We start from the raw sequence: 14,286 nt of genomic DNA on the forward strand, positions 1-14,286 counted from the left end.
GGGGGCCAACGTGCCAATCCCTGTTGGGAATCACAGGGGGCGGATCGGCCCGTTTCGGTCTCTGGGCTGTTCTGCCCGTCACGTCGCGTGTCGAGAGAGAACCCGTTGGAGTCTCGAACCTGTTCGAGGACCACGGGCTCCGCGAACGGCTGCACCGCCAGGAGGTGGTCGGACAGGGGAGTCAGGAGATGCCCGCATCGGCGGCCGACTAACGTGGGCCGTCCAGACCTGTCTCAGTCAGCGCCCTGCTGCAGCTCCTCGTACTTCTCCTCGAAGCGGGCTTCACACGAGGGACAGCAGAACTGATAGAGGTCGCCGTCGATCCGGGCGGCGGTTCCCTCGTTGTCGACCGTATTCCCACACTGGGCACAGGAGAGGGCGAACTCCGTCCCGCCCAGATCGGGTGACCACTCCGCCTGGGAGAGCAACGTCACCGCGAAGTCATCGATCACGTCGCCCTCGACGGTGTCGGTCAGCCAACTTGCGACGTCGTTGTCGGGCACACGAGCGAAGACCACCAGATCGGCTTCGGCGGTCGTGAACACGTGCTCGACGGCGTCGGCGGCCAGGAACGTCTCCGCGAGTGCGGACGTCTCCGGGCCGTTCGACGCGAGATCGAGTGTCACCAGGACGGGGATCCCCTTGCGTAGCTGCGAGCGGTCGATAGCCAGCGTGAAGCGCTCGATGATCCCCATCTCCTGAAGGCGCTCGACGCGATCGGAGACGGCCGGGGCAGAGAGGCCGACGACCTCCGCGATGTCGCTGTAGGGCCGCCGGGCGTTGGACAACAGTAACTCCATGATCTCGAGGTCGGTCTCGTCGAGGTCGCGCATACCCGAATACAACGACATCACCCGACAAAAGGTTCACCGGCTATCGACTTTCGATTTGGCGTGGTAGTGTCAGGATGTGCCTGTCTCGTCTTCGGGAGCGGTCAGATACTGCCGGCCCCAGTCTCGCATGGCGTGGATCACTGGCTCCAGTGACGCGCCGTGGTCAGTCAGCGAGTACTGGACGCGAAACGGTTTCTCGTTGACGACTTCGCGGGAGACCAGCCGCTTTTCTTCGAGGTCGTCGAGGCTGTCCGAGAGCACTTTGCTGGAGATGCCGTCGACGTCTTCTTTGAGTTCGTTGAACCCGCTCGGACCGTTTTCGAGCAGCCGATGGACGATCACTGGGTGCCACTTCTTGCCGATCAGCGTCGCCGTCGTCGTGACGGGGCACCACTCCTCGCCCGCACACCAGACTTCGAGTTGCTCGGTGTCGGCTCTGGAATCATCCATGTGCGACAATCGATCGCAAACTCAATAACGGTACTCCATCGAAACCGGTCGGCAGGCGATCTCCGAGAGTGATCGCTACTCGTTCTCGGCGGTCGCCTGCACGCCTCGCAACGCGCCGTCCTTCAGTTCGCGGGCTTTCGCTTCCAGTTTCGCGGCCGTCTCGGAGATGGGGTCGTCGTTTGCTGTTCCGTCAGCGATGATGTCGACGAGCGCGGAGCCGACGATGACGCCGTCAGCCCCGGCGCGGACGATCCGTTCGGCATGCTCACCGGTTTTGATCCCGAAGCCGACTGCCCTGGGAACGTTCCAGTCGCCGATCCGATCGAGCGTCTGGGCGGTCTGGTCACTGACGTCGTCGCGGGCGCCCGTGACACCCGTTCGAGCCTGCACGTAGACGTAGCCGGAGACACGCTCGCGCATGCTCGTGAGGCGCTCGTCGGTCGTCGTCGGTGCGACGATGAAGATCAGGTCCAGCCCGAACTCGTCGCAGGCGTCCCGAAGGGGGTCGGCCTCCTCGGCGGGGAGGTCGACGATGACGAACCCTTCGATACCGACCTCGGCGGCCTTCTCGACGAACGGCCGCGGGCCGTGCTCCTCTCCATATTGAAACACGAGATTGTAGTAGGTCATACAGACCAGCGGGACGTCCACATCGAGATCCGCGACGAACTCGAAGTAGCGCTCGGGAGTCATCCCCGACTCCAGTGCGCGGACGACGGCGTTCTGGATCGTGTTCCCCTCGGCGATCGGTTCCGAGAAGGGCAGCCCGAGTTCGATCACGTCGGCGCCACCACGTTCCAGCGCCTCGACGTACTCGATGGAGGCTTCGTAGCTCGGGTCACCGGCGGCGAGATAGGGGACGAACGCCGGCTCGCCGCTCTCGAAGACGTCCTGCAGGCTCATTCGTGGCCCCCCTGCCCACCGAGTGCACCCGCGCCGACCTGCTCGAAGACGCTCATGTCCGGCGCGATGTCGAGATCGCGTTTGGCAGTCTCTTCGATGACGGTCTCGAGGTCCTTGTCGCCGCGGCCGGAGACGTTGACGATGGTCACCTCGCCCACTTTCTCGGGGTTCTCCTCTAAGAAGGCGAAGGCGTGAGCCGTCTCGAGCGCGGGGATGATCCCCTCGTCCTGGGAGAGCCGGTGGAACGCCTCCAGGGCGGCGTCGTCGCCGACGTTGACGGGGGTGACGCGGTCCTCGTCGACGAGGTGGGCCAGTTCCGGACCGACGCCCGAGTAGTCCAGGCCGGCCGAGACCGAATGTGATTCCATGATCTGGCCGTCGCCGTCCTGCAGGAGTTTGGTGCGCGCGCCGTGGAGAACACCCTCGTTTCCGGTCGACAGTGACGCCGAGTTGGGCGCGACCCCGTTCTCTTCGTCGACAGTGAGCGAGGACCCCCCTGCTTCCACTGCAACGAGATCGACAGCCTCGTCGTCCACGAAGTGGGCGAACGCGCCCATCGTGTTCGACCCGCCGCCCGCGCAGGCGAGCACGGAATCGGGGAGGCGGCCTGCCTTCTCCTGGATCTGTTCGCGGGCCTCCTCCGAAATGACGGACTGGAAGTCCCGGACCATCGCGGGGAACGGGTGGGGACCGACGACCGATCCGATGACGTAGTGGGTGTCTTCGACGTTGGTCGCCCAGTCGCGCATCGTCTCCGAAATCGCTTCTTTGAGCGTCCCACGGCCCACCGTCACAGGATTGACGTCTGCACCGTTGATCTTCATTCGGAAGACGTTGGGTCGCTGGCGGGCGATGTCGGTCTCGCCCATGTAGATCTCACAGGGCATGTCGAGGTGGGCGGCGGCCATCGCCGTCGCCGTGCCGTGCTGGCCGGCACCGGTCTCGGCGATGATCCGGTCTTTGCCCATGTACTTCGCCAGCAAGACCTGCCCGAGGGCGTTGTTCAGCTTGTGCGCGCCGCCGTGAAGCAGGTCCTCGCGCTTGAGGTAGACCTCGGTGTCGTAGCGCTCGCTGAGGCGGTCGGCTCGCTGGAGCGGGAGCGGTCGCCCGCCGAAATCAGCGAGGCGGCGACGGAACTCGTCCATGAACCCGTCCTCGTTGTCGAGGACGTAGCGCTGGTAGGCGTCTTCTAACTCTTCGATGGCTGGCATCAGCACTTCTGGAACGTACTGGCCGCCGTACTGTCCGAAACTGCCGTCTGTGTCGTCCGTACTCATGATTGGGTCTCCTCTGAAGTGGTGAACTGCCGGGTCCGTTCGCGCACGTCCCCCGCCATGATCGCCGAGCCGATCAGACAGGCGTCGGCCCCCGCCGTGCGCATGCGTGTCACGTCGTCGGGCGTCTCTAGGCCACTTTCCGCAATGAGCGTGACGTTCTCGGGCACAGTTGGTGCCACGTCCTCGAACGTCGAGAGGTCGACTTCTAACTCGGCGAGGTCGCGGTTGTTCACGCCGACGATGTCGGCACCGGCGTCGATCGCCTGCTCGACCTCGCGTTCGGTGTGGGTCTCGACGAGTACCTGAAAACCCCGCTCGCGAGCCGCCGCGAGCAGGTCTTCGAGGTCGTCAGTGCCTTCCTCTTCGAGAAAGCGCACGATCAACAGGATCACGTCGGCCTCGACGACGTCCAGTTGCTCCTCGTAGAGAACGAAATCCTTCCGCAGGACGGGGACATCGACGGCCTCGCGGACACGTCTCAGGACCTCTGGGGAGCCACCGAAGTGTTCGGGTTCGGTCAGCACCGACAGGGCTGCCGCGCCGCCGTCGACCATCTGCTCGGCCAGCTCGACCGGATCGTCTCGACGTTCACCCGCTGTCGTCGGCGAGGTCGGCTTGACCTCCGCGATCACCGGCACGCGACCGTCGGCTTCGGCCGTGTCGAACGCTTCGGGCAGTGATCGCGCGTCGACAGCGACACGCCCGCCACCCCCACTGCGGTCGCGGGCAGCGTTCAGGATCGACCGAACGTCCGGCGCTATCTCGCCACCAGTATCCATTACTGTTCTCTAACGGACAGAGTTGTACATAAGACTTGTGTGTCGACATCCCTGTCAGTACGTTCACTGGAGTAGTGGCATTCGACACCTTGATCTATTAATTAATATATACTTGAATTACTTTTATTGTATGAGCGTTTCAGACAGAAAGTGCAATGCGCGAATCCACCCCCAACAGACGGAGCGTTCTGAAAGCAATTGGTGGCGCACTGGTGGCCGGTCTCGGCATCGGAACGGCCGCGACGGCGACAGCCAGCAGCGACAACGGTGTCGTCGCCGTCATGAACGGCAGCGACGAGACGCCCGACAACAACGAGGAAGTGGACTTCTACGGCGGGAACTCCTCTTCGGAACACGGCGAAATCGTCGATTACGAGTGGACGTTCGACTCCTACGACGACAGTGGCGACTACACGTATACTCGGACGGGCCAGAGCGTCGACCACGCCTTCTACTACACCGCCGACGACGTCGAAGAGCGGACAGCGACCCTGACGGTCACCGACAGCGAGGGTAACACCGCCTCGGTTTCCCACCAGTTGACAGTATACAAAGAGGAGGGGACCTGCGTTCCGTACGGCTGTGACGACAGTTTCCAGGTCTCCTCGGCCGACTGAAATCCTGCCCGATCCGCGCCCCTGTCATTTTCTGGCTCGCCAGCGGCTAGAGCGGGAGTCCACGATGTATCCTACCTATTTAGGGGTGAGTAGCTCCAACACCCGAACTACCACAACCAGAACAGCATATGACTCTGCTACGCCACGCCGGATCGAAAGTATCTGCCGTTTTACCCGACACTGTGCAGTCTGCTGTCGGGCCGATCTGGAGCGACATCATCGAACGGACACACGACGAGTTTATCGGCGAGCCCACGGAGAAACTCATGATCGCCCCGTCCGGCGTTTGTAATCTCGGCTGTAAGTTCTGTGCGTACCGACACAAAGATCGGCCGAAGCGGTTGACATCCTCCTCCGCGTGAACGCGGAGGAATCCCGAGCGTTGGGATATTAGGGTTTGCAGTCTCCCTGTTCTCTCGGTGTGAACCGTCCGCTCTCGCGGTCGAACAGGAAGATTCCGGGCTGTGCCAACCAGCCGTTACTCATATCCCCGGTCGGAGGACTCTGAGTTATCTTTCGCCGGATATTCACCGCACCGTTCACGTCTGCGTTCATCGTCGTTTCACAGGACTCGCAGACGTATAGACCACGCTCCACGCGGTTGCTCTCTCGAATCTGCCCGCAACACGAACATGTCTTCGACGTGTTCTCCTCGTCCACCCAGTCAACGAGAATACCGTATTCCTCGGCCTTGTATTCGAGCAGACGGGCAAATCTGTCGAACTCCCATCCGTGCAACTTTTTTGACAACCGGAAGGCGGAGTCTGTACATAAGCGTGTACGGCCACGACAAAGACAGTTTCACCGAGATCACTGGTGGCCAAGCGCGCCACTACGACCGATTGACCTCTAATCTGGCGTTTCTGGCGGATTTTCTGGACGATCCAAACAAGATCGAGATCGGGTTTCGCACGTTCGACAACGCCAATCCGTTAGACAATATCGACGACTTGTCGGGAGAACTGAACCGTCTATTGGATCCGATACGACAGCTGCACGACTCGGGCGTCACCGTCTCGAATTTCGAGGGGGAGTACAACAACTGGGGTGGTGTGATCTCCGAACACGACCTCTCGGGGCTGGATATGGAACTTGCGGATGCAAAAACTGACAAAGACGGCCCGTGCCAACTCATCTTCAACAAGAATATCATCCTTCCTGATGGGGAAGTCAACGCCTGTGCGTGCCGGGATGTCGATGCGACACTATCGCTGGGACACCTCGACGACGACTCGTTAGCGGACGTTCTCAGTCCGACAGACAACACGGCATACGACGAGTTGATAACGAGACAGAACGAGGGGGACTTCCCTGCGGTGTGTGAGACCTGTGATTATTATCAGTCGGTCAGGGAACCCGACCCCATGCATCGAAGCCAGTACACCCTCGGCGAATTCTACGAAAAATACGACCCGGTGGCGGACGACTACGAGCCACCGAAGTGATCCTTTCTCGTGGACGCTTCCGCTTACGCGACTTTTATATTCCCGTCAGATAACCTCTAGATAGCAATCAGATATGCCTAGAGGAATATCACACTCCCCAACCGGGACCGAGATCGGCGAGCGGACACTCGTTGTCGGCGGTGATCGGCCGATCCGAATCTCGACCGGGCACCGACTCCAGCACCACGACGGGAAGTGTTCGCGGCCGCACGGCCACAACTACGAGATCAGTGTCGAGGTCACCGGCGAAGTAACTCAGGAAGGCTGGGTCGTCGACAAGGGCGATATTACATCGATAATCGACGAGTGGGATCACATGTTCCTGCTCGAAGCGGGTGATCCCCTGATCGAGGCCTTCGAATCGAGCGGCGACGGCGACAGTGTCGTGGTCTTCGAGCGACCGCCGACGGCCGAGGTAATGGCCTGGAACCTCGAACGAGCGTTGCTCGATCGGCTGCCCGAGACCGTCAGCGACGTCGACGTCTCCGTAGCCGAGACAGGCGAACTCTGCGCCCGTCCATAGATGCCCGTCACCAGCGACACCGACCGACCGGACAGCGCTCCTGACGGAGCAGCACTGCCCATCAACGAACTGTTCTACTCGATCCAGGGCGAGGGCAAACTGGCGGGCACACCATCAGTATTCGTCCGCACCAGCGGCTGCAACCTCCGCTGCTGGTTCTGTGACTCCTATCACACCTCGTGGGACCCCTCCCACGCCTGGATGGCCGTCGAGGAGATCGTCGCGGAAGTCGAGCAGTACGACACCAACTACGTCGTCCTCACCGGTGGCGAACCGCTCATGCACGAGGAATCGGTCGCACTGCTCGAAGCGCTCGCCGAACGCGACTATCACACGACCGTCGAGACCAACGGGACGATCTATCGGAAGGCGAAGATCGACCTCGTGAGTGCGAGCCCGAAACTCCAGAATAGTACGCCGACTCCCGACGTCGAGCGACCGGACGGCGAGCCGGTCGACGACGGGTGGGCCGAGCGACACGAGCAGCGCCGCCTGGATATCGGCGTCCTCGGAAAATTCGCTGACGCCCACGACGTCCAGTTGAAATTCGTCGTCACGGACGAGTCGGACATGCCCGAGGTCGAAGCGGTGGTCGAAGACGTCCGCGCTGCGGCCCCCTGGCAGGTCCGCGACCCCGACGTCCTGCTGATGCCCGAAGGTGCCACGCGCGAGCGACTCGCCGAGACACGCGAGCGCGTCGCGGAGCTGGCGATGAAATACGGCTACCGCTACACCCCCAGATTGCACGTCGACCTCTGGAACGACGCCCCCGAAACGTAACTACCCAAACGATGACCGACGACTCACCCATCCCCGACCCCAAATCGAATCGCGCCGTCGTCCTCGCGTCCGGCGGCATGGACAGCGCGACCGCCGCCTACGTCGCGAAAGACCGCGGCTACGACGACCTCTACCTCTTGCACACGACCTACGGCCAGCGCACCGCCGACCGCGAGCGCGAGTGTGCCGAGGCGCTCGCCGAGCACGTCGACGCTGCTGATCTACTGGTGGTCGAAACGAGCCACCTCGCGGACATCGGCGGGTCGAGCCTGACAGACGAAGACGAGGCCGTCGAAGACGCGGATCTAGAGTCTGAGGAGGTCCCATCTTCGTACGTCCCCTTCAGGAACGCCAACCTGCTGTCGATGGCGACCTCCTACGCCGAGGCCAACGGCTGCACGGCGGTGTTCATCGGTGCCCACAGCGAGGATTTCTCTGGATATCCGGACTGTCGCCCCGAGTTCTTCGACGCGTTTCAAACGGTGGTCGACCGCGGAACCAGCCCCGGCGCCGACATCGAGATCGAAGCGCCGTTCGTCGAGTATTCGAAGACCGACATCGCCGAGCGCGGTCTCGAGCTCGGAGTCCCCTACGAGGACACCTGGAGTTGCTACCGCGCGGAGGCCCCGGCCTGTGGGACCTGCGACGCCTGCGCGTTCCGGCTGCAGGCCTTCCAGCGAGTCGGCGTCGAGGACCCGATCGGGTACGAACAGCGACCGGACTACCTGGACGCCTGACGCGGACGAGCCCTCCGGATCAGTATTTCATTCCTCCTCGGGAGCGACGTCGAACCCCGAATACGGCGTCGTGTACTCCGCGCGGATGAGGTCCTCGTCGTTGACTTCCAGGCCGAGTTCGTCGAGTTCCTCGCCGATCCGGTTGAGGTCGTTGCTGTCGGTGCCGACGATCCCGACGTGGACGTTCTCCTCGCCAGTCATCACTTCCCGGACGTCGACCACACCGTCGACCGCCAGAGCTTCTTTCGCCAGTCGGCTCCGTTCGGGAATCGGCGCGGTACAGACGATGAGCGTGTGTAACTGCGATCCTGCTGCCTCGAAGTCGACCCTGGCGTTGTACTCCGTGATGATCCCGTCGTCTTCGAGGCGGTGGATCCGGTTTCGGACCGTGCTCGCGGAGACGCCCATCCGCTCTGCGATCGTTCCCGAGGAGACGTTCCGGGCGTCCTCCTGCAAACAGTAGACGATGTACCGGTCCAGCTCGTCGAGATTCCAGGTCATGCCCCGGGCTACCGATCCCACTGCCATAATTCGTGTGATGCCACGAACCACCGATCGTGACTATCGATATAACACTATATACTTATATAGAATGTCGAAACAGCATTATAATCGCGTTATTTATGCGGTTCCGTCTCTACCTGTACATTACTGAGACATGATTCGAGAGACGACAGAGACGGGCAGATGGCGACCGTCAGAGAGTCATCGCTCGTCGTCGATCCGAACCCGACCACGGAGGGTCGTTCCGGGCGGATGACGTGGAGCGACTGTTCGCGCCGCGCGCAGACGGGCGACGTCGCCCGGATAGTCGGGCGTGCGTCGGCCCTCCCGGGAGTAGCGCTCGCTGACTCACTCGTTCGACGGACGACGAAACACCACTAATGGGGAAACAACTCGAACGGGACCTCGGACTCCCGTCAGTGACGGCTATCAGTATCGGGGCGATGGTCGGCAGCGGTATCTTCATCCTCCCGGGATTAGCGATGAAGATGGCCGGGCCGGCAGTCGTGTTCGCGTATTTCCTCGCCGGAATTCTCGTCCTTCCGGCCGCCTTGAGCAAATCCGAGATGGCCACGGCGATGCCCGAGGCCGGCGGGACCTACCTCTACATCGAGCGGGCGATGGGACCGCTGTTCGGGACCATCGCCGGCGTCGGGACGTGGTTCTCGCTGACGTTCAAGGGGGCGCTGGCGCTGGTCGGCGGTGCGCCGTATCTGGTGTTGCTGTTCGACCTGCCCGTGACGCCGGTGGCACTGACGATCGCAGCGTTGTTGATCGTGTTGAACGTTGCCGGAGCCAAACAGACCGGCCAGATGCAGGTCGTCATCGTCGCCGCGATGTTGCTGGCGATGGTGTGGTTCATCGTCGCTGGCGCCCCGAGCGTCGAGCCCACCCGGTTCGAGGGCTTTTTCGACAGTGGTATCGAGGGTATCCTCGGTGCAACTGGGTTCGTCTTCGTCTCCTACGCGGGCGTGACGAAGATTGCCAGTGTCGCCGAAGAGGTCGAGAATCCCGACCGAAATCTCCCGCTGGGGATTCTGGGATCGCTGGTCATCACCGCGGCGATCTACGTCGCTATCGTGACCGTGATGGTCGGCGTCGCTTCGGAAGCCGATCTGACGGCCACCGAGACGCCGATGGAAGTCGCCGCCGAGAGCGTCCTGCCGGGGATCGGCGTGCTGGCGATCGTGGCGGCCGCGCTGCTGGCGCTGGTCAGCACTGCCAACGCCGGCATCCTCTCCTCCTCGCGGTATCCCTTCGCGATGAGCCGCGACGGACTCGCTCCCGACGTCTTCGAGAACGTCAGCGAGCGCTTCGAGACGCCGGTCAACGCCATCACGATCACCGGCGGGGTGCTGCTGGTGTTGATCGCGTTCGTCCCGATCGACGACATCGCCAAGCTCGCCAGCGCGTTCAAGATCCTCGTGTTCATCCTGATCAACGTCGCGCTGATCGCGTTCCGCCAGGGGTCGATCGAGTCCTACGATCCGAGTTTCGAGTCGCCGCTGTACCCCTTGCCACAGGCCGTCGGAATCATCGGTGGGGTCGTTCTCCTGCGCTACATCGGGTTCGTGCCGCTGGTCGGGGCCGTCGTGATCACTGCCGGATCGATCGTCTGGTATTACTTCTTCGTCGTCAGGCGCGGCGGCGTCGACCGCGAGGGAGCGGTGACCGACGCCGTCCGTCGGAGCGTCGGCCGTCGGGCCGTCGAGGACACCGAGTCGGCCGTGGACGAACAGAGCTACGAGGTGCTCGTGGCCGTGACCGAACGCACAGACCGAGACGTCGAGCGGTCGCTGATCGATCTGGCAACGGGCCTGGCTCGCGACCGCGAAGGTGGGGTTCGCGTCGCCCAGTTCGACGAAGTGCCGGATCAGACGCCGTTGCCCCAGTCGGCCGACAGGCTCACCGAGGCCGATCAGGCTTTCGAAGCGAGGATGGCGGACCGGACGACCGATTCGGAGATCCCGATGCGCTACGGCGAGGTCGTCAGCCACGACACCAGACACGCGATCGTCAACTACGCAAAAGACATCGACGCGGACGTGTTGCTCATCGACCGGCCGCCGGGCCGGGTCTCCGAGACGATCCTCGGAAGCGACACCGACTGGATCGAAGAGCACGCTCCCTGCACCGTTGTGGAGGCGACGGACTTCGATCAGGCGGGGATCGAGCGGATCGCGGTCGTCACCGACGAGGGGCCGTTCGACCCAGAGAAGGTCGCGATCGCGGGGGCGGTCGCCGAGCAGGTCGACGCGACCGTCCGGTTCTACCTCGCTATCGGAGAGAACCCGCCCGAAAGTCGGCGGAACACGACCGACGACTACCTCGACGACCTCCAGTCGCTGTGTTCGGCACCGGTCGAGTTGCGCGTCCTCGAGACCGACACCGACGCGGTCATCGAGCAGGCGGTCGCCGGGTCGGACCTGCTGGTCGCAAGCGGGACCCAGCACGGCCTTCTCGATCGGCTGTTCGACCATCTGCCCAGTGGGTCGCCGGCCAGTGCAGACCACGGAACGCTGCTGGTCTACGGGAAGTCGAGCTCGGGCTGGCTCCGCCGCAAACTCGAACAGCGGCTGTTCTGATAGTGATCGCTGTAACGATTTACTATCTACGACCGCACGAGGCGGTCGATGTCTTTAAGCAGCGAGAGAATCCCGGGGTTTACGCCGGGCGTGAATCGCGTCACAGCGGTACACTTTTGGCTGTTACGGCCGTTTGCACATCCAACCGAGGCGGCATGACCGCCCCCATGTCGGGACAATCGGACAATCTCGGGATTCCGACCCGACTCTCGCAGGGTATCCCCTACGGGAGAGGCGAGGATACCGACACAAAACAGCAAGGTACCTCCGAATCCCACGCGGAATAGGAGTAACGGGGGCGTGGCACTCCCTGCACTCGTCGGTGTGCAAACGTAAGTTCCCACCGCTTCCGCCTTCGGCGGTATGGGAAGCCTCGCCGTATACGGCGAGGAGGATGTCACGATCGGCTCCCCCTACCGTTATCTGGGTGGCCGCCGGAAACACGGATATGAGCGAGGACTGCATCTTCTGTGCCATCGTCGACGGCGAGATTCCCGGACGCATCGTCTACGAGGACGACGGGGTGCTGGCGTTTCTCGATGCCAACCCACTGGCTGAGGGGCACACGCTGGTCATCCCAAAGGAGCACTACGAGCGACTCGACGACGTGCCGAGCGACGTCGCGAGCGACCTCTATGCGGCGATCCACGAGATCGTCCCTGCCGCGGAGGACGCCGTCGGTGCGCCGGCGTCGACGGTCGCGTTCAACAACGGCGAGGCCGCCGGCCAGGAGGTCCCACACGTCCACTGTCACATCGTCCCCCGAACCGAGGGCGACGGCGGCGGTCCCATCCATGGAATGTTCGGCTCGCGACCCGAGCTGAGCGACGACGAACTCGACGACGTCGAAGCGGCCATCAGCGACCGCCTGTAGGGTAGACGGTCGGTACGGTGACCCAAACACCTTTGACAGTGGTCCCCGTACACACTGGTACTGTTCGCGCGGTCGCCGATAGCCGTTGCCGGCGCTTTTGGCAAGCGTTAAATGCGTCCCCCCAATAGACTGCTGTAGTATCTCGAACAGCCTTCTTCAGCCGGTCAGACCACACCACACATGGCAGACGTAAGCACCCACGAACTCGTTCCGGACCACAGCGTCCTCGACGACGCGGAGCTCGAGGACGTACTCGCAGAGTACGACATCAAAAAGACCGATCTGCCGAAGATCAAACGCACCGACCCGGGCCTCCCCGACGAGGCCGAGGTGGGTGAGGTGATCAAGATCGAACGCGACTCGCGAACCACAGACCGAGCGGTCGTCTATCGACTCGTCATCGACTAAGCATGGATACAGAAAACCGCCGCACCATCTCACGGGAGTACTTCTCGAAGGATCGACTCGCCGAACACCACTTCCGTTCGTTCAACGCCTTCCTCGAACGGGGGATGCAGGAGGTCGTCGACGAGAAGGCGACCATCGAAACCGACATCGGTGACAAAGAGGGCGAAGAGCCCGTCTGGGTCGAGTTAGGCGACGTCCGGGTCGTCACGCCCCGCGTCCGGGAGGCCGACGGCTCCGAAGAACTGCTCTACCCACAGGAAGCCCGGCTGCGCAACATCACCTACGCTGCGCCGGTGTTCATGGAACTGGCCATCGTCAAAGGTGGCGAAGAAGAGGAAGAACGGGTCGTCGACCAGACCGAGACCAAGATCGGTCGCATGCCGATCATGGTCGGCTCCCAGAAGTGTAACATCGCCGGGTTCACCGACGAGGAGTTGATCGACATCGGTGAGGACCCCGCCGATCCCGGTGGCTACTTCATCGTCAACGGCTCCGAGCGCGTGCTGATGACCAGCGAGGACCTCGCACCCAACAAGATCCTCGCCGAGTACGACACCAAGTACGGCGACGAGGTCCAGGTCGCCAAAACGTTCAGCCAGCGCCGTGGCTACCGCGCACTCGTGCTGACCGAGCGGACCCGCGACGGTCTGCTGGAAGTATCCTTCCCCTCGGTGTCGGGCTCGATCAACTTCGTGACGCTCGTCCGGGCGCTCGGCCTGGAGAGCGACGAGGAGATCGTCCACCGCGTCAGCGACGATCCCGAGATCGTGAAGTTCATGCTCGAAAATCTGGAGGCCGCCGAGGTCCAGACGACCGAGGAAGCCATCGAGACGCTCGGGAAACGCGTCGCCTCCGGTCAGGGCAAGAACTACCAGCTCAAACGCGCCAACTACGTCATCGACCGGTATCTCCTGCCCCACCTCCACGAGGAGGGCGTCGACGAGGAGGAAGTCCGGATCAACAAGGCATTCTATCTCTGTCGGATGGCCGAGGCGTGTTTCGAACTCGCACTCAACCGACGCGAGTCCGACGACAAGGACCACTACGCCAACAAGCGCCTCAAAGTGAGTGGCGACCTGATGCGCGACCTGTTCCGGACGGCGCTGAACAAGCTCGCCCGGGACGTGAAGTACCAGCTCGAACGCGCGAACATGCGGAACCGGCAACTGTCTGTCTCCACCGTCGTCCGTTCGGACGTACTGACCGAGCGACTCGAACACCCGCTGGCGACCGGGAACTGGGTCGGTGGCCGCTCCGGCGTGTCTCAGCTCGTGGATCGGACTGACTTCATGGGGGTTCTCTCTCACTTGCGCCGCCTCCGCAGTCCGCTCAGCCGTTCACAGCCCCACTTCGAAGCGCGAGACCTGCACGCGACCCAGTGGGGTCGCATCTGTCCTTCCGAGACGCCGGAGGGACCGAACTGTGGGCTAGTGAAGAACTTCGCGCAGGCGATGGAGCTTTCACAGAATATCGAGGACGAACAGAATCTGAAACAGTCGCTCGCCGAGATGGGAGTCCAGGGCATCCCCGGCATCGAGAGCATCGAAACACAGCAGCCCGCAGACGATTAA

15 protein-coding genes and 1 pseudogene are annotated in these 14,286 nt (G+C 62.6%); 9 read left to right on the forward strand and 7 right to left on the reverse strand.

The genetic code is table 11. From position 1 onward, the window contains the following. Positions 1 to 233 precede the first annotated feature (233 nt). The 5 genes from DV733_RS08600 to trpC form a co-directional block, all read right to left on the reverse strand. A complete protein-coding gene (locus DV733_RS08600; protein WP_049995086.1) occupies positions 234 to 833 on the reverse strand; it encodes a winged helix-turn-helix transcriptional regulator in 600 nt (199 codons plus the stop codon). A gap of 69 nt (positions 834 to 902) precedes the next feature. Then, a complete protein-coding gene (locus DV733_RS08605; RefSeq protein ID WP_049995085.1) occupies positions 903 to 1,283 on the reverse strand; it encodes a winged helix-turn-helix transcriptional regulator in 381 nt (126 codons plus the stop codon). 75 nt (positions 1,284 to 1,358) lie between these two features. Then, positions 1,359 to 2,186 (reverse strand): tryptophan synthase subunit alpha, encoded by an 828-nt coding sequence (trpA, locus tag DV733_RS08610; protein WP_049995084.1) that lies wholly within the window; start codon positions 2,184 to 2,186, stop codon positions 1,359 to 1,361. Further along, entirely contained in the window at positions 2,183 to 3,463 is a 1,281-nt protein-coding gene (trpB, locus tag DV733_RS08615) for a tryptophan synthase subunit beta (RefSeq protein WP_049995083.1), read from the reverse strand. Before trpB ends, trpA begins: the two co-directional genes overlap by 4 nt. Next, positions 3,460 to 4,242 carry an indole-3-glycerol phosphate synthase gene (gene trpC, locus DV733_RS08620; RefSeq protein WP_049995082.1) on the reverse strand — a complete coding sequence of 261 codons (783 nt, stop codon included), beginning with the start codon at positions 4,240 to 4,242 and terminating at the stop codon, positions 3,460 to 3,462. Before trpC ends, trpB begins: the two co-directional genes overlap by 4 nt. A gap of 155 nt (positions 4,243 to 4,397) precedes the next feature. Between trpC and DV733_RS08625 the strand changes: the two genes are divergently transcribed. Further along, the gene (locus tag DV733_RS08625; RefSeq protein ID WP_049995081.1) at positions 4,398 to 4,859 is read left to right on the forward strand and encodes a hypothetical protein; all 462 of its coding nucleotides are present in this window, start codon (positions 4,398 to 4,400) and stop codon (positions 4,857 to 4,859) included. A gap of 390 nt (positions 4,860 to 5,249) precedes the next feature. Here the strand turns inward: DV733_RS08625 and DV733_RS08630 are convergent. Next, positions 5,250 to 5,606 (reverse strand): annotated as a pseudogene (locus tag DV733_RS08630) (zinc ribbon domain-containing protein); the annotation flags it as partial. A 29-nt stretch (positions 5,607 to 5,635) separates the two neighbouring features. On the opposite strand from DV733_RS08630, the gene DV733_RS08635 reads away from it, so the two are divergent. The 4 genes from DV733_RS08635 (at position 5,636) to queC (ending at position 8,344) form a co-directional block, all read left to right on the forward strand. Next, entirely contained in the window at positions 5,636 to 6,304 is a 669-nt protein-coding gene (locus tag DV733_RS08635) for a radical SAM/SPASM domain-containing protein (RefSeq protein WP_049995078.1), read from the forward strand. Between the two features lie 73 nt (positions 6,305 to 6,377). Continuing rightward, a complete protein-coding gene (locus tag DV733_RS08640) occupies positions 6,378 to 6,827 on the forward strand; it encodes a 6-pyruvoyl trahydropterin synthase family protein (RefSeq protein ID WP_049995077.1) in 450 nt (149 codons plus the stop codon). Next, a complete protein-coding gene (locus DV733_RS08645) occupies positions 6,828 to 7,607 on the forward strand; it encodes a 7-carboxy-7-deazaguanine synthase QueE (protein ID WP_049995076.1) in 780 nt (259 codons plus the stop codon). A gap of 11 nt (positions 7,608 to 7,618) precedes the next feature. After that, complete coding sequence (queC, locus tag DV733_RS08650; RefSeq protein ID WP_049995075.1) at positions 7,619 to 8,344, forward strand: 7-cyano-7-deazaguanine synthase QueC; 726 nt, start codon at positions 7,619 to 7,621, stop codon at positions 8,342 to 8,344. Positions 8,345 to 8,371: 27 nt separating this feature from the next. On the opposite strand, the gene DV733_RS08655 is transcribed toward queC, so the two are convergent. Beyond that, entirely contained in the window at positions 8,372 to 8,845 is a 474-nt protein-coding gene (locus DV733_RS08655) for an Lrp/AsnC family transcriptional regulator (RefSeq protein ID WP_049995074.1), read from the reverse strand. Between the two features lie 383 nt (positions 8,846 to 9,228). Between DV733_RS08655 and DV733_RS08660 the strand changes: the two genes are divergently transcribed. From DV733_RS08660 to DV733_RS08675, 4 genes are all read left to right on the forward strand, one after another. Next, positions 9,229 to 11,433 (forward strand): amino acid permease, encoded by a 2,205-nt coding sequence (locus DV733_RS08660; RefSeq protein ID WP_049995072.1) that lies wholly within the window; start codon positions 9,229 to 9,231, stop codon positions 11,431 to 11,433. A gap of 448 nt (positions 11,434 to 11,881) precedes the next feature. Then, entirely contained in the window at positions 11,882 to 12,307 is a 426-nt protein-coding gene (locus tag DV733_RS08665; RefSeq protein ID WP_049995071.1) for an HIT family protein, read from the forward strand. A 180-nt stretch (positions 12,308 to 12,487) separates the two neighbouring features. Beyond that, on the forward strand, positions 12,488 to 12,715 hold the full coding sequence (locus tag DV733_RS08670) for a DNA-directed RNA polymerase subunit H (RefSeq protein WP_049995070.1): 228 nt from the start codon (positions 12,488 to 12,490) through the stop codon (positions 12,713 to 12,715). A 2-nt stretch (positions 12,716 to 12,717) separates the two neighbouring features. Then, entirely contained in the window at positions 12,718 to 14,286 is a 1,569-nt protein-coding gene (locus DV733_RS08675) for a DNA-directed RNA polymerase subunit B'' (RefSeq protein WP_049995069.1), read from the forward strand.

Source organism: Halapricum salinum, assembly GCF_004799665.1.
Lineage (GTDB): Archaea > Halobacteriota > Halobacteria > Halobacteriales > Haloarculaceae > Halapricum > Halapricum salinum.

What these genes read in the sequence shown, in the direction of transcription:
- DV733_RS08670 (WP_049995070.1), top strand. Translation starts at nt 12,488, where the DNA reads ATGGCAGACGTAAGCACCCACGAACTCGTTCCGGACCACAGCGTCCTC.
- DV733_RS08675 (WP_049995069.1), top strand. Translation starts at nt 12,718, where the DNA reads ATGGATACAGAAAACCGCCGCACCATCTCACGGGAGTACTTCTCGAAG.
- DV733_RS08665 (WP_049995071.1), top strand. Translation starts at nt 11,882, where the DNA reads ATGAGCGAGGACTGCATCTTCTGTGCCATCGTCGACGGCGAGATTCCC.
- DV733_RS08655 (WP_049995074.1), bottom strand. Translation starts at nt 8,845, where the DNA reads ATGACCTGGAATCTCGACGAGCTGGACCGGTACATCGTCTACTGTTTG.
- queC (WP_049995075.1), top strand. Translation starts at nt 7,619, where the DNA reads ATGACCGACGACTCACCCATCCCCGACCCCAAATCGAATCGCGCCGTC.
- trpC (WP_049995082.1), bottom strand. Translation starts at nt 4,242, where the DNA reads ATGGATACTGGTGGCGAGATAGCGCCGGACGTTCGGTCGATCCTGAAC.
- trpA (WP_049995084.1), bottom strand. Translation starts at nt 2,186, where the DNA reads ATGAGCCTGCAGGACGTCTTCGAGAGCGGCGAGCCGGCGTTCGTCCCC.
- trpB (WP_049995083.1), bottom strand. Translation starts at nt 3,463, where the DNA reads ATGAGTACGGACGACACAGACGGCAGTTTCGGACAGTACGGCGGCCAG.
- DV733_RS08625 (WP_049995081.1), top strand. Translation starts at nt 4,398, where the DNA reads ATGCGCGAATCCACCCCCAACAGACGGAGCGTTCTGAAAGCAATTGGT.
- DV733_RS08600 (WP_049995086.1), bottom strand. Translation starts at nt 833, where the DNA reads ATGCGCGACCTCGACGAGACCGACCTCGAGATCATGGAGTTACTGTTG.
- DV733_RS08605 (WP_049995085.1), bottom strand. Translation starts at nt 1,283, where the DNA reads ATGGATGATTCCAGAGCCGACACCGAGCAACTCGAAGTCTGGTGTGCG.
- DV733_RS08645 (WP_049995076.1), top strand. Translation starts at nt 6,828, where the DNA reads ATGCCCGTCACCAGCGACACCGACCGACCGGACAGCGCTCCTGACGGA.
- DV733_RS08640 (WP_049995077.1), top strand. Translation starts at nt 6,378, where the DNA reads ATGCCTAGAGGAATATCACACTCCCCAACCGGGACCGAGATCGGCGAG.
- DV733_RS08660 (WP_049995072.1), top strand. Translation starts at nt 9,229, where the DNA reads ATGGGGAAACAACTCGAACGGGACCTCGGACTCCCGTCAGTGACGGCT.